At 69.8% G+C, this 19582-nt stretch carries 15 protein-coding genes; 10 read left to right on the forward strand and 5 right to left on the reverse strand.

From position 1 onward, the window contains the following. Window positions 1–103: 103 nt before the first annotated feature. The gene (locus tag ACIBK4_RS03110; protein WP_398991548.1) at window positions 104–1771 is read right to left on the reverse strand and encodes a chitinase; all 1668 of its coding nucleotides are present in this window, start codon (window positions 1769–1771) and stop codon (window positions 104–106) included. Window positions 1772–2002: 231 nt separating this feature from the next. On the opposite strand from ACIBK4_RS03110, the gene ACIBK4_RS03115 reads away from it, so the two are divergent. Beyond that, entirely contained in the window at window positions 2003–3325 is a 1323-nt protein-coding gene (locus tag ACIBK4_RS03115; RefSeq protein WP_398991550.1) for an acyltransferase, read from the forward strand. 131 nt (window positions 3326–3456) lie between these two features. On the opposite strand, the gene ACIBK4_RS03120 is transcribed toward ACIBK4_RS03115, so the two are convergent. Continuing rightward, entirely contained in the window at window positions 3457–5838 is a 2382-nt protein-coding gene (locus tag ACIBK4_RS03120) for an endonuclease/exonuclease/phosphatase family protein (protein WP_398992926.1), read from the reverse strand. 399 nt (window positions 5839–6237) lie between these two features. Between ACIBK4_RS03120 and ACIBK4_RS03125 the strand changes: the two genes are divergently transcribed. Then, window positions 6238–8010 (forward strand): beta-ketoacyl-[acyl-carrier-protein] synthase family protein, encoded by a 1773-nt coding sequence (locus ACIBK4_RS03125; protein WP_398991552.1) that lies wholly within the window; start codon window positions 6238–6240, stop codon window positions 8008–8010. A gap of 627 nt (window positions 8011–8637) precedes the next feature. On the opposite strand, the gene ACIBK4_RS03130 is transcribed toward ACIBK4_RS03125, so the two are convergent. Further along, window positions 8638–9696, reverse strand: coding sequence for a Ku protein (locus ACIBK4_RS03130; protein ID WP_398991554.1), 1059 nt, complete (start codon window positions 9694–9696; stop codon window positions 8638–8640). 58 nt (window positions 9697–9754) lie between these two features. On the opposite strand from ACIBK4_RS03130, the gene ligD reads away from it, so the two are divergent. Then, on the forward strand, window positions 9755–10636 hold the full coding sequence (gene ligD / locus ACIBK4_RS03135) for a non-homologous end-joining DNA ligase (RefSeq protein ID WP_398991556.1): 882 nt from the start codon (window positions 9755–9757) through the stop codon (window positions 10634–10636). 413 nt (window positions 10637–11049) lie between these two features. Here ligD and ACIBK4_RS03140 read toward each other — a convergent pair whose 3' ends face one another. Further along, window positions 11050–11853 (reverse strand): nuclease-related domain-containing protein, encoded by an 804-nt coding sequence (locus tag ACIBK4_RS03140; RefSeq protein WP_398991558.1) that lies wholly within the window; start codon window positions 11851–11853, stop codon window positions 11050–11052. Window positions 11854–11949: 96 nt separating this feature from the next. Here ACIBK4_RS03140 and ACIBK4_RS03145 point away from each other — a divergent pair, with 96 nt between their 5' ends. The 7 genes from ACIBK4_RS03145 (at window position 11950) to ACIBK4_RS03175 (ending at window position 18718) form a co-directional block, all read left to right on the forward strand. Next, window positions 11950–12456: a dual specificity protein phosphatase family protein gene (locus ACIBK4_RS03145; RefSeq protein WP_366433925.1), complete on the forward strand. Its 507-nt coding sequence runs from the start codon at window positions 11950–11952 to the stop codon at window positions 12454–12456. Between the two features lie 109 nt (window positions 12457–12565). Further along, a complete protein-coding gene (locus ACIBK4_RS03150; RefSeq protein ID WP_398991560.1) occupies window positions 12566–13339 on the forward strand; it encodes a hypothetical protein in 774 nt (257 codons plus the stop codon). Then, window positions 13339–14583, forward strand: coding sequence for an ATP-binding protein (locus ACIBK4_RS03155; protein WP_398991562.1), 1245 nt, complete (start codon window positions 13339–13341; stop codon window positions 14581–14583). Before ACIBK4_RS03150 ends, ACIBK4_RS03155 begins: the two co-directional genes overlap by 1 nt. Before the next feature lie 221 nt (window positions 14584–14804). Beyond that, window positions 14805–15263 (forward strand): SH3 domain-containing protein, encoded by a 459-nt coding sequence (locus ACIBK4_RS03160; RefSeq protein ID WP_398991564.1) that lies wholly within the window; start codon window positions 14805–14807, stop codon window positions 15261–15263. Between the two features lie 61 nt (window positions 15264–15324). Next, on the forward strand, window positions 15325–16683 hold the full coding sequence (locus tag ACIBK4_RS03165; RefSeq protein ID WP_398991566.1) for an FtsW/RodA/SpoVE family cell cycle protein: 1359 nt from the start codon (window positions 15325–15327) through the stop codon (window positions 16681–16683). A gap of 8 nt (window positions 16684–16691) precedes the next feature. Further along, entirely contained in the window at window positions 16692–18149 is a 1458-nt protein-coding gene (locus ACIBK4_RS03170; protein WP_398992928.1) for a penicillin-binding transpeptidase domain-containing protein, read from the forward strand. Window positions 18150–18193: 44 nt separating this feature from the next. Continuing rightward, window positions 18194–18718, forward strand: coding sequence for a DUF3291 domain-containing protein (locus ACIBK4_RS03175; RefSeq protein WP_398991568.1), 525 nt, complete (start codon window positions 18194–18196; stop codon window positions 18716–18718). A 12-nt stretch (window positions 18719–18730) separates the two neighbouring features. Here ACIBK4_RS03175 and ACIBK4_RS03180 read toward each other — a convergent pair whose 3' ends face one another. Beyond that, a complete protein-coding gene (locus ACIBK4_RS03180) occupies window positions 18731–19429 on the reverse strand; it encodes a hypothetical protein (protein WP_398991570.1) in 699 nt (232 codons plus the stop codon). Window positions 19430–19582 lie beyond the last annotated feature (153 nt).

Below are 19582 nucleotides of genomic sequence, written 5' to 3' on the forward strand. Positions count from 1 at the left end.
CGTTCGAGCGGCGGTGCGGGGAGGGGGAAACCGGGTGGAACCCTCGGCCGGCGGATTGAAACGTTCAATCCGCCGGACCGAAGGAGCCCAAGCGGCCCAGGAGTTACTGCACGTAGCAGGACTTCGCCGTGCCCGACACCGGGTCGCCGAAGACCCCGTTGCCGCACCCGGTGGACCCGGACACGGACCGGTACACGTACCGTCCGGCCGCGCCGTACGCCACCTCGTGGGTGCCGGAGAAGGTGCAAGTGCCGTCCTCCGCAGCGCAGTTGGTCCAGGTGGCGAAGGAGGGCGGTGCGCCGATCAGGTAGCAGGACTTGACCGTGTTGGCGGCCGGGTCGCCGAACACGGCATTGGTGCACGCCGTACCGCCGGGCAGCGTCGCGTAGTTGAAGGAACTGCCCGCGCCGTAGGCCACCGTCATCACGCCGGAGAAGGCGCAGGTGCCGCCCTCGGCGGCGCAGGAGGTCCAGACGTTGGTCGCGGGCGGGGCGGACTGGCCGTAGCAGGACTTGGCGGTGCCGGAGATCGGGTCGCCGAAGACCGCGTTGGTGCAGGGCGTGGAGCCGGTCTCCGTCGCGTAGTTGAACCTGCCGCTCGCGCCGTAGGCCACGGCCGTCGTGCCGCTGACCGCGCAGGTGCCGTTCTCGCTCGCGCACTGGGCCCAAGTCCCGGGCAGGGACTGGACAGTTGAGCCGGTGCCCCCGCCACCGCTGCTGCTGCCGGAGGTGAACGCCTGGAAGATACGGGCGAAGTCACCGGAGTTCTGGCTGACGCCACTGCACGTGCTCTGGGCCGAAGTCGAGCCCGCGCAGCCGCCGTTGTCGCGGTTCTGCGACCAGTACGACGTGAGCGCGATCCCGCGTGAGGCGTCGAAGGCCTCGATGCTGCGGGCGTTGTCGAGGGTGAAGACCTCGCCGGCGCTGTCGTTCTGGCCGATCATCGGGGTGTTGCCGAGCTTGGCGTAGGCGGCGGAGGTGGAGATGCCGAACGCGCTCGCGACCTGGCTCGCCGCCGCATCCACGGACGTGTTGGCCGCGTTGCCCATGTCGGTGCCCGAGGAGCCGTAGTCCATGGTCATCAGGTTGACGACGTCCGGGGTGAAGCCGTTGGAGCGCGCGTTGTTGAGGACGTTCAGGCCGTCGCCCGAGAGGCCGCTGGGGAGGGCGGGGAGGGTGACGGAGATCGACAGCGCGCGGCCGTTGTTCGCGGCCCAAGTGCGCACCTGGGCAAGGGCCTTGTCGCGGCGGTCGATGCCGGAGGAGTTGGTGAGGGACGCCGATTCGATGTCGAAGTCGACGTGCGAGAGGTTGAAGGTGGTGATGACGTTCTCGATCTGCGCCGCAGCCGCCTCCGGGCTGGAACAGGAGTCGCCGATCTCGGTGAGCGCGGTGTCGGAGGTGTAGCCGCCGAAGGACACGGAGACGTCGCCGCCGAGGCCGCGGATGCCGTCGATCTGCGACTGGAGGGCGGACTGGCCCGGCACCTGCCACTGACAGCCGGGGCCGTCGACGAACGCGGCCGTGAAGAACTTGGTGCCGTAGTTGTTGGCCACGTCGGTGAGGGAAACGTTTCCCGAGCCTGCGTCGAAGTACGGGGCGAAGACGTGGGCGGGCCAGGCGTTCGGGGCGGAGGCGGCGGATGCGGGGGCCGCCGCGGTGAGGCCGGCCGCCGCGAGGGCGCCGGTCAGCAGGGTGGCGGAGAGGAGGGAGCGGGACAGGGAACGGGTGCGAGAACGGGAGAGGGAACGGGATCTCGATCGGGTACGCATGCGCGACCTCCACGGGGGACGGGGGGTGAATCGATTCAATCCCTGCGCGATATTGGTGCAGACCAATTCGCTGTGTGGGCTCAGGGAAGCAGTGTTGACAGGGGCGAGTCAAGGCAAGGGCGGGTCAAGGGATGTGGAGAGCTGTCGCCGGTGTCGTGACGGGCACGGATTGGTTGCGGGACGGCGCCGCTCCCCCACAACTGCCGTACACCGGCAGCACCATGGCGTCTCATGGGGGACTTGAGCGTGGGCAGCGGGGGCCGGGATCGCTGCGTCGACTTCTTGCGGGCGTGGGCGATCGTGCTGGTGGTGTTCGGGCACTGGCTGATCACCGGGTTGGTGCGGGACCCCAACGGGGCGATCAGCGCACCGGAGTTGCTCGCTACCGTGCACTGGACCCAGTGGTTGACCTTGGGGTTCCAGATCATGCCGCTGTTCTTCCTGGCCGGTGGGCACGCGGCCGGCGGCTCCTGGGCGCGGGCCCTCAACGAGGGGCGTACGGCGACCGGTTGGGTGGGGCAGCGGGCGCTACGGCTGCTGTTGCCGGCCGGGGTGTACAGCGGGCTGGTGCTGGTCGCCGTCGCGATCTGCTCGGCGGTCGGGGTGGACCCCGGCATCCTCGCGCTCGTCGGGTGGGCGATGGCGATGCAGTTCTGGTTCTTGCCGGTGTATCTGTTGCTCAGTGCGGCAACTCCCCTTCTACACGCGGCACATCGGCGGTGGGGGTTGCGGGTGCCGGTGGTGATGGGGGTGATCGCGGTCGTCGCGGACGTGCTGGTGGTCACCGTGCACGCGCCCGTCGTAGGACTGCTCAACTACGTGCTCGTGTGGGGCGTTGCCTATCAACTGGGGTTCTGTTGGCGGGACTTGCTGCTCACGGAGCGGTCCGCTCTCGCCGCCTGCATGGCCGTGGGCGGTGCCGTCGCCTTCGCCGCGCTCGTCGCCCTCGGGCCGTTCCCGGTGAGTCTGATTCTGGTGACCGGGCAGAGTCCGAGTAACACCAATCCCCCGTCCGCCGCGATGCTGGCCTGGGTGATTGGTCAGGTGGGGGTGGCGCTGCTGGTCGCGCCTGCGCTGCGGCGGTTGCTGGAGCGGGAGCAACTGTGGGGGCTGGTAAGGCCGTTGGGCGGTGCCAGTATGACGCTGTACCTGTGGCACATGGTGCCGGTGTTGATCGTCGCCGCGGCCTTCTATCTCACCGGGCTTGCTCCCGAACCGGCGTATGGGTCGGGGAGTTGGTGGGTGCTGCGGGTGCCGTGGTTGGTTGTGCTCGGGGTGGTGCTGGTGGGGGTCGTCGGGGTGTTGCGGCCGTTGGAGCGGACGCTCTCCGTGGTCTACGAACGGACGCGGCCCGGTGATCTCCCGTGTCGGCCTTGGGCGTTGTGGGGTGGGATGGCGGTGAGTGTGAGTGCGCTGGTCTGGTTTGCCGGGCATGGGTTCGCGTACGGCGGGCGGTTTCCGGTGCAGCCGGGGTTGGGGCTTGCGGTGGGGGTCGGGTTGGTCATGGTGGCGGGGCGGAGTGCGGTGGGCCGGAGTGTGCGCCTTAGCGTCTGAGTGGCTTGTGTTGTTTTGCGCGTGCGGGTGCGTTGGGGCTGGTCGCGCAGTTCCCCGCGCCCCTTAGGGGGTTGCCCTGCCCGGCGCTGGGAGGCTGACGGGGCGGCCCACCCCGTCAGCCTCCAACAGCCCTAGTGCCTACGGCACTTCGCGAGGTCGATTCTGACGATCTGGGGGTCGTGGTCGCTTGCCTGGTCCGCGAACTCGGCGTTGATGTGGACGACGTCGTAGTTGAAGGACGTCACCGCGGGGCTGGTGAGGATGTGGTCCAGGGTTTGGGAGTTGCCGTCGTAGACGTAGGTGTAGCGCTCGGCGGCGGGGAGGGTGGTGATCAGGGGCTTGAGGACCTTGTCGGCCGTCAGGGTGGTCACCGTCTGGGAGAACTCGTAGTCGTTCAGGTCGCCGAGGACGACCGCCTTGGCGTTCTTGTCGGCCGCGAGGAGGGACTTGACGAAGGTGTTGACCTCTGCCGCCTGGGCCGCGCGCTGGGTCTCCGAGCTGCGGGCCGGGGGCTGGTAGCGGCCGTGGATCGGCTGGTCGCCGCCCTTGGAGATGAAGTGGTTGGCGATCACGAAGACCTGCTCGCCCTGGAAGGTGAACTCGCCGACCAGGGGCTTGCGGCTGTCCTCCCAGGCCGCGTTGGTCGGGTCGATACGGCCCGGGGAGTAGGTGAGTTCGACGCCCTTGCGGGTCTTCACCACGCTCGTGGCGGTCGTGGCGTCGCCGCCCTGGTGGTCGGTGAAGGAGACCCGCTTGGGGTTGAAGAGGAAGACCTGGCGGATGTTGCCGCCGGGCTCGCCGCCGTCCGCGTTGTTGGTCGGCGAGATGTAACGCCACTTGTACGCCGGGCCGCCGGCCGCGCGGACCGCGTCCGTGAAGCGCTTCAGGGTGCCCTCGGCCGTCACCGTGCCGTCGTTCGTCGCGCCGTTGTCGTCCTGGATCTCCTCAAGTGCCACGATGTCGGGCGAGTTGAGGTTGACCGCGACGCCCTCGGCGAGCCGGTCGAACTTCTCCTGGGTGTCGAGCGCGTCCAGGTTCTCCACGTTGTACGTGGCGACCGCGAGCTCGTCCTTCTTCTGACGGCGGGTCACTTCCTGCTTCAGGCCGTTGTCGACGAGGGTGCCGAGCTGGGTGGCCTGGACGTTGTAGCCGCCGTAGGTGGAGTAGTCGAGGGGGCCGGTCGTGACTCCTGACAGCTCGTCACCTACGTTGGCTGCGGGGAACGTTGAGGTCGTGTCGAGCGACATGACCTCTATACGGCCCGTGTTGGGCTGGTCGTAGGACGAGTACAGGGTGCCGCCGCGTGCCGTGGCGTTCTCGTCGGGTTTCACCGTGACCCACAGCTCGCCGTACGCGTCCGACGCGCCGACCACGCGGGCGTCGGCGAAGGTGACCCGCATGCCTTCCAGGGACTCGTAGAAGTCCTGGGCGTAGACGGTGGGTTGGAGCGGGAGGGACTCGATGCTGCCGCCGGACGCGGTCGGGATGTAGGCGTCGGGGACCGAGGTGGCGTTCAGCGCGACGGCGTCGGGGAGCGCGTTGCCGCTGGAGAGGACCGTGGTGGTCGGGCCGGTGATCTCGGTGTTCGACTGGCTGGTGCTGCTCGGGTAGTACTCGCTGACCTTGCCGGTGACCAGGACCGAATCGCCCACCGCCACGGTCGGCTTGGTGGAGCCGGTGTAGACGAAGACCGCCTCGCTGGTGCGCGGGTCGGTGTCGGGGGTCGGGTCCTGGATCCAGTAGCCGAGGGAGCCGCTGCTGCGGACGCCGGTGACGATGCCGGGGACGCGGGTGACCGTCTGGCCGGAGTACGGCGAGAGGCGGGTCGTGCCCTGGATGTCGTGGACGCGGACGGTGCCGGGGTCGGTCGGCGAGCCGCCGTCACCGCCGCCACCGTCGCCCGAACCGGGCGTCTGGCCCGCCGAGTTGACCGGTGTCGGGGTGGCGCTCGTGAAGTCGGCCGCGTTGTCGTCGGTGTCGGCGAGCGAGTCGGCGCGGGCGACCGCGGCCGTGTTGGAGGCGCCGGTGGCCGGGCCGCTGCCCTCGCGGACGACCGCGGTGCCGTAGCCCGCGAGGTCGACGATGCTCGGGTCGGCCGCGCAGTCCGCGGCGGTCTTGCAGGTCAGCGCGGTGGTGCCGGAGACCAGGGCGATCGTGCCGGAGGTGGCGCTCATCGCGATCGAGCCGGTGGCGTCGGTGGTGGGCAGCGCGGTCGTGCCGCCGCTGCCGGTGCCCTCGCCGACGAGGTAACGGGCCCCGGGGGCGATCGCGCCGGTGAGGGCGGTGACCTGCCAAGTGGAGCCGGAGGAAGGCGTACCGGGCAGGTACTGGACGCTGTAGCCCGACAGGTCGTAGGCCGCCGAACCGGCGTTGCCGAGTTCGACGAAGTCGCGGGTCAGGGTGGCTCCCGAGTTGCCCCCGCCGCCGTAGACCTCGGCAATCACCGCTGAGGCAGAGGGAGTTGCGGACGCGGTGGGCAGGGCGGTGAAGGCGAATGCTCCCGCCGCGCCCACCGAGACGATCGCTTGGGCGGTGCGGCGGGCGCGGGGTCTGCGCCCTTCAGGTCTGGACACGCTGGCGGTCTCCTCGTACTTCGTCTAGCTGCCGATACCGGGTGCCTGTGGGGAGTCGGCTCAAGTTACGCGCGTAGAAAGGGAGTTGCCAGAGGGCCTCGCGTTAAATCCAGGGAACAAGTGCGTGCGGGGGTGGCTGCGACGGCCACGAAAGTGACGTTCCACACATAATTTCGGCGACCAACTGGACAACTCGCCCTATTCCGGCGGGCCTTGAGGGCCCCTGGGGCGCAACAGGTTCACCGTTCAACCGTGGCCATTTCCGGTTTCGTCCAGTTCACTCTGAATGGTTTGCCGTAGGGCATAAGTCCGTTCAGTCCCCCAGGAAGTGTGCGAGATATGTCCAATTCATCCGATTCGTCGCAAGTTCCCCTCGCTCCCCACCCGGTGACCGCCGCCGAGGTCATCCCGGGCGACCTGATCGCCCTGACCCCGGCCGACGCCGAACGCGCCTGCTGGTACGTCGTCGTCCACACCCTCCCCGAGACCCCCGAGACGATCCGCGTCACCCTGCGGCCGCCGCTCGGCGGAACGGACCACGACGAGATACTCGGCCGCGACCGCCGGGTGATCAGCGGGTGCCGGCGACTGGATGTCGGGGCGGTGCCGCGCCTCGTCTCCGACGACCTCGCCGGGGTCGAGTTCCGGGAGGGCGACCGGGTGAGTTCGTTGCGGGTGGTGGATCCGGGGGCGGGCGAGGTGTCGTATGTGCGGCGGTGGGGGGTGTGGCATCGGGACCTCGACGGCGGGACGGGCGAGGTCGCGTCCGACACCGAGGTGCGGGACTGGGCGGACGCGGAGCATGTCGTACGGCATCGTCCGCGGCCGGAGCGGGTGGCGGCCGCGGGCGGGCCGCGGCGGGTTGTGGTGACCGGGTTGGGGGCGGTTACGCCGCTCGGGGTCGGGGTCGACGCGTTGTGGCGGGGGTTGCTCGACGGGCGGCACGGGATTCGGGAACTGGAGGGTGAGGAGTTCGCGGAGTTGCCCGTGCGGGTGGCCGGGACCGTGCCTGTCGATCCGGCGGAGTTGTTGCCGCGGGCGGCGGCGCGGCGGATGAACCGGGCCGCGCAGTTCGCGGTGCTGGCCGCGAGGGAGGCGTGGGGGGACGCCGGTTTCGTGGCGGGCGGCACGCGGGAGAGCGGGGTCGATCCCGAACGGGTCGGGGTCAGTCTCGGGGCGATCCTCGGGGACGCGTCCGTGCTGGTCGGCGGCGACCGCAAACTGCGGGACAAGGGGCCGCGCGGCGTCTCGCCGCTCACCACGCCCATGACGGTTCCGTCGCAGGCCGCGTCCCAGGTCTCCCTCGACCTGCACATCACCGGCGAGGCCCGCACGGTCACCGCGGCGTGTGCCTCCGGCACGGAGGCGATCGGGGCGGCCGTCGACCGCATACGGTACGGCCGGGTCGACGTCGCCCTCGCGGGCGGGGCCGAGGCGGTCGTCACGCCGGCGATCATGGCGTCGTTCGCGGCGATGCGGGCGTTGTCCACGCGGGGGTTGGCTGACGGGTCGTCGCCGTCACGGCCGTTCGGGAAGGACCGGGACGGGTTCGTGAACGGGGAGGGGGCCGGGGTGCTCGTCCTGGAGGCCGAGGAACACGCACGCGCGCGTGGAGCGCGGATCTACTGCGAGGCGGCCGGGTGGGGACTGTCCGCCGACGCGCACCACATGGCCGCGCCGGATCCGTCCGGCGCCGGGGTCGCACTCGCCGTGCGGCGGGCTGTGCGCGATGCGGGCGGGCATGTCGTGGACGTCGTCCATGTGAACGCGCATGCCACGGCGACGGTTGAGGGGGATCTCGCGGAGGCGGAGGCGTTGCGGTCGGTGTTCGGCCAGCAGAACGTTCCTGTCACCGCGATCAAGGGGCATCTTGGGCATCTGCAGGGGGCTGCGGGTGGGGTTGAGGCTGTGGCGACGGTACTGACGTTGCATCACGGGGTGGTGCCGGCGACTTTGGGGGCGGGCGAGCTGGACGACTCGATCGGGCTGGATGTGGTGACGGGGCTGGCGCGGGAGTTGCCTCGGGGGGCCGGGAGTGGGGATCTGGCGTTGAGCAATTCGTTCGGGTTTGGGGGGCATAACGCCGTGTTGGCGTTGCGGAGGGTGGGGTAACGGTTCGTGGGGAGGGGGGAGAGGGGAAGGGGAGGGGGTGCGACTCGGGGTGTTCGTTTGCGGGGGGGGCTTCTTGCGCGGGGCCTTGCCGGGGGATCTTCGGGGGCGCTGTGATGGTTGGGCTTGGTGATGGTTGGGCTTGGTGGTGGCGGCGCGGGTGCGGTGGTGCTGCGCGGGGATCGGTGAAGGAGGTTGCGGCTCAAGAGGGTTGCTGCTCAAGGGGGTTGCTGGCGGGGGGGGGCTTCGGCGAGAGCTTCTTTGTGGTCGCGGTGGGCGCGGTGGGCGCGGTGGTGGTGGCGGTGGACCGGGTAGCGCTGCGTGGGTCCCTCTCTGGCGGGGTGGCTTCGCCGGGGGTTTCTTCGCGGGCGCGGTGCATGGGGTAGCACCGCGCAGACCGGCAAGGGGCCGCCGCTCAAGCCGTTCGCCTGTCGGCGGTTGCTTCAAGGGCGCGGTGAACTTCGTCGCGGTCGCGGTGGGGCAAGTGCCGCTACGCGAGGACGGGCGAGGAGGCTGCCGCTCGGGGCGCTTGCTTGCGGGGTAGTTGCCTGCTTCACCCGGGGCTTCTTCACGGTCGCGGTAGCCGTTGGTCGGTTAACCGTGTGCGGAAACCGGTGAAGAAGGTGCCGCTCAAGCCGTTCGTTTGCGGGGAGTTGCCTTCTTCGCTGGGGTCTTCTTTGCCGTCGTGGTGGACTTCGTCGTCGTTGTCTTTTTGGTTGTGCGGGTTGTCTTCTTCGGTGGGGGCTCGGACTGGGACTGGGGCTTCTTTGCCGTTGTCGTCTTCTTCGTTGTCGTGGACGTCGACTTCTTGCCGGGGGTCTGTTTGGGGGTTGCTCGGGGGGAGATGCGTCTGACCTCGGCTTTTGTTTCCGGTGTTTCCGGTTTCTTGGTGGCCGGGTCCTCGCCTCTCGACTCCTTTGCCTCGCGGACGCTCTTCTCCAGGGCCGCCATCAGGTCCAGGACCTTGGCTCCGGGGGCCGGGGACGGGGTCGTCGCGGGCTGTTCGCCGGAGGCCTTCGCGGTGATCATTTCCTCGACCGCCTCGCGGTAGTCGTCGTGCAGGTCCGCGAGGTCGACCTCGCCCAGCGTGTCCATCAGGGCGTCCGCCAGGTCGAGTTCCTTGTCGCGGACGGTGACGTTCGTGTCGGGGGCGACGCCCTCGGGGACGCGGATCTCGTCCGGCCAGAGCAGGCCGTGCATGGCGATCACGTCGTCGACCACGCGCAGCATGCCGAGGCGTTCGCGGCCCCGTAGCGCGTACTTCGCGATGGCCACCTTCTGGCTGCGCTTCAACGCCTCGCGCAGCAGGGTGTACGGCTTGGCCGCGGGGACGCCGTTCGCGGAGAGGTAGTACGCCGCGTCCATCTGGAGCGGGTCGATCCGGTCGGCCGGCACGAACGCCACGATCTCGATCGTCTTCGCCGTCGGGATCGGCAGCTGGGCCAGATCCTCGTCCGTGATCGGGATCATCGTGCCGTCCGCGTCCTCGTACGCCTTGCCGATCTCGGCCTGGGCGACCTCGCGGTCCTCCAGTTCGCAGACCTTGCGGTAGCGGATGCGGCCGCCGTCCTCGGTGTGGATCTGGCGGAAGGAGATGGAGTGGCTCTCGGTCGCGTTCACCAGCTTGATCGGGATGCTGACCAGGCCGAAGGAGATGGCGCCGTTCCATATGGATCGCACCTGCCGCACCCGCCTTCCGATTTCGGCTCGCGCCCGGTTCATCATGTTTTCGTGGGATTCTCATCGTATGACGCCGATCACCGAGGTGGAGGGGCGAAGGGTCGCGCTCAGCAACCTGGACAAGGTGCTGTACCCGGCGACCGGGTTCACCAAGGGCGAGGTCCTGCACTACTACGCGACCATCGCCGAGGTTCTGCTGCCCCATCTGCGGGACCGGCCCGTGTCCTTCCTGCGGTATCCGGACGGGCCCGAGGGGCAGGTCTTCTTCACCAAGAACGTGCCGCCCGGTACGCCCGACTGGGTCACCACCGCGGAAGTGCCCCGGTCGGAGGGGCCGGCGCGGATGGTGCTGGTGCAGGATCTGGCGTCCTTGATGTGGGCGGCGAATCTCGTCACCGAGTTCCATACGCCGCAGTGGGTCATCGGGGCGCCGGGGCTCGCCGACCGGCTCGTCTTCGACCTCGACCCTGGGGCGCCGGCGACTGTCGTCGAGTGTTGTGAGGTCGCGGTGTGGTTGCGGGAGCGGCTGGCTGTGGACGGGATCGAGGCGTACGTCAAGACGTCCGGGGCGAAGGGGTTGCATCTGCTGGCGGGGGTTGAGCCGGTGGCTTCGGAGCGGGTCGTGTCGTACGCGAAGGAGTTGGCCGTGGAGGCGGAGCGGGTTCTGCCTCGGCTTGTCGTGCATCGGATGACGCGGAGTCTGCGGCCGGGGAAGGTGTTCGTCGACTGGAGTCAGAACGCTGCGCGGAAGACCACGGCCGCGCCCTATACGTTGCGGGCGCGGGCGGTGGAGTGTGTGTCGGCGCCGGTGACGTGGGAGGAGGTGTCTGCGTGTGTGGACCCGGATCAACTTTCTTTCAGGGCAGGGGAGTTGGAGGTACGGCTGCTTGAGTACGGTGATCTGCTGGCACCGTTGCTCGACGCCGGACTAGCGGGAGCTCTGCCTTGACGAGGGGTTACGTGGGGATGCGCCTCGCCCCCTTCAAGTGGACGTTGGGCCGCCCGCAGGAACGGATGGCCAGGTGTGAACTCCCTTGCCTGTACTGCCTTGCTGGCCGGTGTGAAGGGGTGCGCGGTCGCGTCTCGCCAGCACGCCGGGTGAGGGCATAACAGGCTCGGGGGCCTACGTACCTGGGCAACCGTCTTTTCGGGCCGCCCGCTCGCTTCTGAAACGGGCTGGAGCGGCCCTAGTCAAGGGTGGCCCGCAGGGCCATCGCCGGAGGCGACGTGTAGCGCAGCGAAGCGCCCTTTACTCGGGCCGTGGAAGCCCGACACTGGCCAAGAAGCGGGCGGCCCAACGTCCACTTGAAAACACACGCGACGAACTCGCCCCGAAGCGCACCCGTACCGGCAGTGCAAGCCTCACACCCTCCCCCATGTATGCCGGTCCCTCGCCATCGCGTGCAGCGCCTCCACATCCGCCGGCTTCAACACCCCACCCGTTCTTGCCAGTTCGGACAGCTCCGTGTCCTGGAGTACGCGGACCTCGCGCAGCGGTGTCGTCGCGCTGACGTCCGCCGGGCCGAACAGCGCCAGGACCGGATGGACCTCGGCCGTCAGTGCGTACGACGCTCGGGCCGCGTCGGAGCGGGCTCGGCGGAGGAGGGGGAGGGGGTCCCGGCGGGCCAGGGTGACCATGGGATCGGCGATCTGGACGCGTTGTTTGCGGGCGTACAGCGTGTGGACGGCGAAGAGGCCGCCGGGGCCGATCAGCAAGTGGTGGAGGCGGTCGCCGCCGGGGAGCGGGATCGAGTGGAGGGCGTGCCAGCCCGCGCCGTCCAGGGCGTCCAGGGCTTCGCCCACCGATTGCTCCGCCGTCAGGGCTCGGCGGCGGGGGTCGGGACGGAGGCGGTGTTGCGGGCCCGGGTCTCGGTCGAGGGCCACGTGGAGGGCCTCGCCGGGGCGGTTGGGGGCCAGGTCGTCGTCGGGGTGGAGGGTCAGGCGGGCCAGTTCCGCGGGGGTCGGCACCGGGGGCGGGCCCACCGTGACCGGGCCGGTGAGGAAGGGGCCGAGGGCGTGCAGGACGTCCTCTCTGCGGTCCTCGCTCAGCAGATTGATCCGGGCCGCCTCCCTGTCGTACCAGGCGACGTTCCTTCCGTCCGTGTGACAGACGTACAGCCGTTCCTGACCATGGCGCCAGGTCGGTATGACGCGCAGTCCGTTCATGCACCATCACCCCTCGACCATGGGAACAGGCGGGGTGCTCAAGGGGCAAGAACCCGGTTACCTTTGGGTCAGTCGCTGGGGCTTGGGGAGGCGCCGTTGCGGACGCGCAGGAAGCAACCCGACGTACCCGCTCCGGACAGTCCGTGGAGCGAGATCACGCCCGGTCTGTGGATGGGCGGGCACGAGTTCAGGGGGCGGACGGGGCAACCGGAGTTCGCGGTGGTGCGGGACGAGTTCGATCTCGTACAAACGCTGCTACGGCTGCCCGGGCACGGGCCCGACCCCGGCGTCGAGCATCATGTGTGGCCGATTCCGGACGGGCCGCTGGACGGGACGCAGCTGGCCGGCGTGATGCGGCTGGCCGTCGCCGCCTGCGACGCGCTGGACGACGGGCGGAAGGTCCTCGTCCGCTGCTATCACGGTTACAACAGGTCGGGGCTCGTCGTCGCCCACGCGCTGGTCCGCCGCGGGTACTCCACCGACGAGGCGATACGGCTGATCCGCTCCCGCCGGTCCCCGTGGGCCCTCCACAACGAACTGTTCGTCGAGTACCTGCGCACGGGACTGTCCACGGCCCGGCTGCTGGAGGAACTGGCCGAGTAGCCGACGTAGCCGAGTAATCGTTCCCTCAACCCGACCGCACACATGAACAAAAAGGACTTCCCTACGAATAGGGTGTACGGGTCCCACACCAGCGCCCCGCAGGAGAGCAGTGCCCCCCAGTCGCCCCGGCCGTCCCGTGCGCGCGGCCCGCGCCGCCCGCGTCACCGCCGCCGTCGCCCTGCTCCTCGCGACCGCCGTGGCCTGCGGTGACACCGGCGCGCTGCGCGGTGCGGGGGCGACCCCGACGGCGACCAGCCCCGCCAAGCTTTGGCCGAATCTGTCGCCCGCCTCCTCCCCCGCCTACGACTTCGACGAGGCGGACACGGAGACCGTGAAGGGCATCACCGTCCCCGGCGACGACATCCACAAGGTGGACCCGATCGCCGTCGTGCGCGCAGAGATCGCCGCGAACCCGAGCGACTACGACGGCTCCAAGGCGCCGTATCGAGGGACCGCCGAGCGCATCGCCGACTGCGAGAAAGGTGGGGACCGCAGCGCTTGTCCCGTCCTCACGCCCTACTACCGCGACCTCACCGGCGACGGACACGACGACCTCACGCTGGGGTTCCGGCTGCTCCCCACCAAGATGACCGCCGTCCGCGTCTACACCGTCGAGAAGCACAAGCTCGTGCAGGTCATGTCCAACGACGACGCGGTGAGCGGGGTCGAACTGGCCGGGCATTCCGTGATCATCCGGTCGCCTTCGGAGCTCGCGGGGTACGAGTACCGCGTGCAGTGGACCTGGGACGCGGACCAGAAGGCGATGCTGCTGACCCACGACGAGTTCCTGCGCACGGGCAGCCGTAAACACGGGGTCCGCCGGGCCACCCCCGCCGCTCCTGGTTCTCCCGTCTCCCCTACGGCCCCCTCGGCGACCCCGTGATGAGGCTCGCGTTGCCCCGGTGGGCCGGGACCCTCGCCTTCAAGGCAGCCGTGTTCATCACCGTGATGTGCTGCGCGCTGGCCGCGCTGCTCGGCGTCCTCGTGCATGTCTCGGTGACCGATCAGACCGTCGGCCAGGCCCGCACGCTCGCGCTGTCGCGGCTGAAGGAGGCGACAACGCAGTACGAGGCCGGGGACTCGCTCGTGCACGGCGCCGGCGTCGATCCCGAGGATCTGCCGGTTCCGCTGCGGCGACTGGCCGCGGACGGCGAACGCGGTTCGATGGTCGGCAAACGCTGGGGGCGCCCCACGATGTGGGCGGCGGGGCCGGCGTCCGGCGACCGGGTGCTCGCCGTGGCCGTCGACTACTCGCAGGGCGCGAGCACCATCGCCGGCCTTGACCGGGCCATCGTCTGGTCCTCGGCGCTGGCGATCGGGGCGACGCTGCTGGTCGGGGCGTTCGCGGTGACCCGGGTGACGCGGCGGTTGCACGGGACGGCGCAGGTCGCTCGGCGGATCAGTGCGGGGGATCTGGACGCGCGGGTGGACGATCCGCGGACGAAGGACGCGAACCTGCCTCAGGACGAGGTGGCCGCGGTGGCCGCCGCGCTGGACACGATGGCGTCCTCGTTGCAGGGGAAGTTGTTGAGTGAGCAGCGGTTCACGGCGGATGTGGCGCACGAGTTGCGTACGCCGTTGACCGGGTTGCATGCGGCTGCGGAACTGTTGCCTCCGGGACGGCCGACGGAGCTGGTGCGGGATCGGGTCGCCGCGTTGCGCACGCTCACCGAGGACCTGTTGGAGATCTCTCGGCTCGATACCCGGCGGGAGAAACTGGAGCTGGACACCGAGCAGTTGGGGGCGGTGGCCGGGCGGGTCGTGCGGGCGTCCGGGACCGATACCGAGGTCGTTGTCGTGCGGGATGCGTGGGTGGAGACGGATCGGCGGCGGCTGGAACGGGTGCTGGGGAATCTTGTTGCCAATGGGCATCGGCATGGGCGGGGGGCGGTTGTGGTGACCGTTGACGGGGCGGTCGTGACGGTGCGGGATCACGGGGACGGGTATCCGGAGTACCTGGTCGAGCATGGGCCTCAGCGGTTTCGTACGGAGGGTGGGGCTACGGGGCATGGGCTGGGGTTGACCATCGCGTTGGGGCAGGCCGAGGTGCTTGGTGCGCGGCTGGAGTTCTCGAATGTGGACGCCGGTGATGGTGGTGGGGCGCTTGCGACGTTGACGCTCGGATAGGTGGAGAGCTCGGGGCTGCAGGTGATTCGTTGGCTGCCGGCCGTATGTGGCTGGTCGCGCAGTTCCCCGCGCCCCTTCAGGGCGCGCTCGTGTGGGCCGCGTTCACAAGGGCCGCCCCTCCGATGGACCCCGCTCGTGTGGACCAGTGTGACGAGCGAGGGGTCTCTCCTCCTCCTAATGTGGCGATAAGTCAAGTTCGCCCCATTCCTGGAGGTACCCCCATGTCCCTCAGCCTCTCCCTCCGGCGACTCGGTATAGCGGTCGCCGCCGGTGCGCTCGTCACCGTTGCCGCTGTTACTCCCGCCGTGGCCGACGACGAGTGGGGCGACGAAGACCCGGGCGTCAGCCGGCAGGACGACGGTGGGTGGAATCAGCAGGGTGACGACGACTTCGGTGGTCGTGGCGACTACGACCACCAGGGCGACCACGGAGACCACGACAACCCGCGCCTCTACCGGGGTGTCGTCACCGCCGGTCAACTCGCCCTGCGGTCCCGCCCGGACCGCGGCAGCAGGATCATCCGGTACGCCTACCGCGGTGAGCGCGTCTCGATCTTCTGCAAGACCGGCGGCTCGAACGTCCAGGGCAACCCGCTCTGGTACCTCCTCACGGACGGCACCTGGGCCTGGGGTTCGGCGCGCTACATCGACAACATCGGGCCCGCGCCCCGCTGGTGCTGACGGGCGAGACACACTCACCGCCCAAGGCACACAACCCGCACCATTTGGGTAAGTTCCGGACATGACCAACGCCGGAACCACCGTCACGGCGGACCTTCCCACACCCGCTGTACGCCTCCCCCGGCGCCGTGGCATCGAACTCACCCTCATCGTCGTAGCCGTACTCCTCTCCGTGTACGGCTACTGCGCTGTCGGTCTCGCCAAGAACGGCACGGTCCCGCCCGGCGCCGCCGGCTACGGCGCCGGGCTCGGCGTGCTCGCCCTCCTCGCGCACATCGCGGTACGCCTGCGGGCCCCGTACGCCGACCCGCTCCTCCTCCCGATCGGGGTGCTCCTCAACGGGCTCGGGCTGGTGCTCATCTACCGGCTCGATCTGGAGACCCCAGGCGACCGCGCCGCGCCCACTCAACTCGTGTGGTCGACTCTGGGCGTGGGCCTCTTCATCGTCGTGGTCCTGGCCCTCCGCGACCATCGCGTCCTCCAGCGTTACGCCTACGTCTGCGTGGCCGCCGCCCTCGTCCTCCTCACCCTCCCCGTCCTCTTCCCCGCCGTGAACGGGGCCCGGATCTGGATCCGGATCGCCGGATTCTCCATCCAACCGGGCGAGTTCGCGAAGGTGCTGCTGGCGGTCTTCTTCGCCGCGTACCTCGCGGCCAACCGCAACGCGCTCGCCTACGCCGGCCGCCGCGTCTGGCGTCTCCAACTCCCCACCGGCCGCGTGCTCGGCCCGATCGTCGCGATCTGGCTGCTGAGCGTCGGCGTCCTGGTCATGGAACGCGATCTCGGCACCTCGCTCCTCTTCTTCGGCCTGTTCGTGACCCTCCTCTACGTCGCGACCGGCCGCACCGGCTGGATCGCGGTCGGCCTGCTGCTCGCGGCCCTCGGCGCGGTCGCCGTCGGCTGGCTCGAACCGCACGTCCACAGCCGGGTCCAGGACTGGCTGCACCCCTTCGCGTCGATCGACGCGGGCCAGGGACCGAACCAACTCGCCCAGTCCCTCTTCGCGTTCGCGGCCGGCGGCATGCTCGGCACGGGCCTGGGCCTCGGCCACTCCATCCTGATCGGCTTCGCCGCGAAGTCGGACTTCATCCTGGCCACGGCGGGCGAGGAACTGGGCCTGTCCGGCCTCTCCGCGATCTTCATCCTCTACGGCCTTCTCGTGGAGCGCGGCTACCGGGCGGGCCTGGCGCTGCGCGACCCCTTCGGGCGGCTGCTCGCGGTCGGGCTCGCGTCGATCGTCGCGCTCCAGGTGTTCGTGATCGCGGGCGGGGTGACCGGCCTGATCCCGCTGACCGGCATGGCGATGCCGTTCCTCGCACAGGGCGGCTCCTCGGTCGTCACCAACTGGGCGATCGTGGCCCTGCTGATCCGGCTGAGCGACTCCTCCCGCCGTCAGTACGACATCGAGGTGGCCGCATGACCGACGCCATGACCCGCCACATCCGCCTCGCCGCGGCCTTCTGCACCCTGCTCCTGCTGGCCCTGCTGGTGAACGCCACCCGCGTCCAGATCTTCGAGTCCCGCTCCTACGACGACAACATCGCCAACCGGCGCCACACCATTGCCCGTTACGACCAGCCGAGGGGCCGCATCCTCGTCGGCGGCAAGCCGATCACCGGCTCCCGCGACTCCGGCGAGCAGCTCCGCTACGAACGGACGTACAGGAACGGCCCGTTGTACGCGCCGGTCACCGGCTTCGCCTCGCAGGAGTACGGCACGACGTTCCTGGAGCACTCCGAGGACGGCATCCTCTCCGGCACCGATCCGATGCTCTCCCCCTTCCCCCTGTGGAACGACCTCACCCGCGCCCAGAACCCCGGCGGCAACGTGGTCACCACCCTTGACCCGGCCGCACAGAAGGCGGCTTACGACGGACTCGGCACCCGCACGGGCGCGGTCGCCGCGATCGAACCGTCCACCGGCCGCGTCCTCGCACTCGTCTCGACCCCGTCCTACGACCCCGGCACCCTGTCGGGCAACGGCCCTTCCGCGAACCGCAGTTGGGCCCGCCTGAACGCCGACCCGGACAAGCCGATGCTCAACCGGGCGGTACGGCAGACCTATCCGCCGGGTTCGACGTTCAAGGTGGTCACGGCGGCGGCCGCGCTCGACGCCGGTGTGGTGACGGACCTGGACGCGGCGACCAACTCCCCCGACCCGTACACCCTTCCGGGCACGACGACGACCCTCACGAACGAGGGCGACGGCTGCGTGGACGCACCGCTCCGCTCCGCCTTCGAGTGGTCGTGCAACACGGTGTTCGCGAAGCTGGGCGTCGATGTCGGCGTGCGGGACATGAGCACCACGGCGGAGGCGTTCGGCTTCAACGACACCGGGGTGCGGATCCCCTTCTCGGTCTCTCCCAGCACCTTCGACACGACGTTGGACAAAGCCCAGTTGGCCCTGTCGTCGATCGGTCAGTACAACACGCGGGCCACGCCGTTGCAGATGGCGATGGTCGCGGCGGCGGTCGCGAACGGCGGGCAGGTGCGGCAGCCGTACCTGGTGGAACGGACGACGCGGCGGGGCGGCGAGACGGTGTCGACGAACGGCTCGCGCCCGGTCCGCCAGGCCATGCACCCCGCAACTGCCGTACAGATGAAGGAACTCATGGAGGACGTGGTCACGGAAGGCACCGGCACGAACGCGGCGATCCCCGGCGCGACCGTCGGCGGCAAGACCGGTACCGCACAGCACGGCATCGGCAACTCCGGTACGCCGTATGCCTGGTTCGTGTCCTGGGCGCAGGGCGAGCGGGACATGGAGCCGAAGGTGGCGGTCGCGGTGGTGGTGGAGGACGCGTCGGCGGACCGGTCGGACATCAGCGGGGGCGGGGACGCGGCGCCGATCGCCAAGGCGGTGATGGAGGCGGTGCTCGGTCTCTGAGACGGGGGTACCGAGGCCGGCACGAACCGACCTACCGTTCGGTCATGACCAGTCACCCCTTAACAACACCCGCCGCGTACGAACTCGCCCAGGCCAACATCGGCCGCCTCAAGTTCCCTTTGGATTCCCCGGAGTTGACGGACTTCGTGGCCGCCCTCGACCCCGTGAACGCCACCTCCGACGCCGCCGAGGGCTTCGTCTGGCGCCTCCAGTCCGACTCCGGCAACGCGACCGACGTCCCGGTCCTCGGCGACGACTGGCTGATCATCAACATGTCGGTGTGGCGCGACACGGACGCCCTCACCACGTTCATGTACCAGGGCCAACACCGGGAGTTGCTGGCCCGCCGCCGCGAGTGGTTCGAGCGGGTGCGGGAGGCGATGGCGGTCCTGTGGTGGGTGCCGACGGGCCACCGCCCCACGGTGGCGGAGGCGGAAGACCGGCTGCTGCATCTACGGACACACGGGCCGACGCCGTACGCGTTCACGCTCCGGACGTCGTTCCCGGCACAGGGGGCGGAGCCGACGGGACCGGTCAACATCCCTGAGGGGCTGGGCTGTTCGGTCTAGCGGACCGTCCGGCTACGTGATCCGCGTGCGCACCTCCGAGCGCACGCGGAGCGCCCTTCCGGCGGCCGCCTTCAGGTCCAGGTCCGGGGTGGCCCCGCTGAAGGTCATCTCGGCGACCAGGGCCGACGTGTTGCCGTCCGCCCAGGTGCACACCGGGTAGGTGTACATCGGGCCGGCCAAGCTGTCGGTGACGATCTCGCAGCTGATCCTGGTACCCGCGCCGGCCGGGGTGACGTCCTTCGGTGGAACAGTCACCATCTTGCCGGCGGTGGCCCCGAAGCCCTTCAGCGCGCCCGCGCGGATCGCGCCGGTGTTCCTGAGCCGGCCGTAGAAGCCGGAGATCACCAACACGCCCTTGCCGGCGTCACCGTGGAGGCCGTAGCGGGCGACGACGGCATGGGTGACCCTGGAGTTCCGGCTGTGGGACAGCTTTTCCTCCACCTCTCGGCCGAGGGTGCTCGTGAGGTCGCGCGCGAGTCGGTAGCGGCCGTCGAGCAGTGTCCCGGGGAGGGTCAACTCGTACTCCGCCGTGGGGAGTTCAGCCGCGGTCGCCTCCCGGACCTGCACGATCGCCACGTTGACCACGAAGTCGAGCCCCAGCACCACGCTCAGGATGCGCAGGGCGATTTGGGTGCGGCGCCGCAGCGGGGAGGGCGGCGGTGAGGGCTGCCAGGGCGGTGACGGCTGCGCGGGTGAAGGAGGCATGGACACGCCAGCACCGTACAGGGGAGTGGATCACGGACGCTCGGCCAATAAGTCCCGCCCGAGGGATTTAAGTCCCGCCCGAGGGATTGACGAGCTTGCTGACAAGCAGTCTCATAAGACATCGGAGGATGTGACCCCGGGTAACACCCTGATCCGCGA

The sequence above is a fragment of the Streptomyces sp. NPDC050528 genome, assembly GCF_044457795.1.
In the GTDB taxonomy this organism is placed as follows: domain Bacteria; phylum Actinomycetota; class Actinomycetes; order Streptomycetales; family Streptomycetaceae; genus Streptomyces.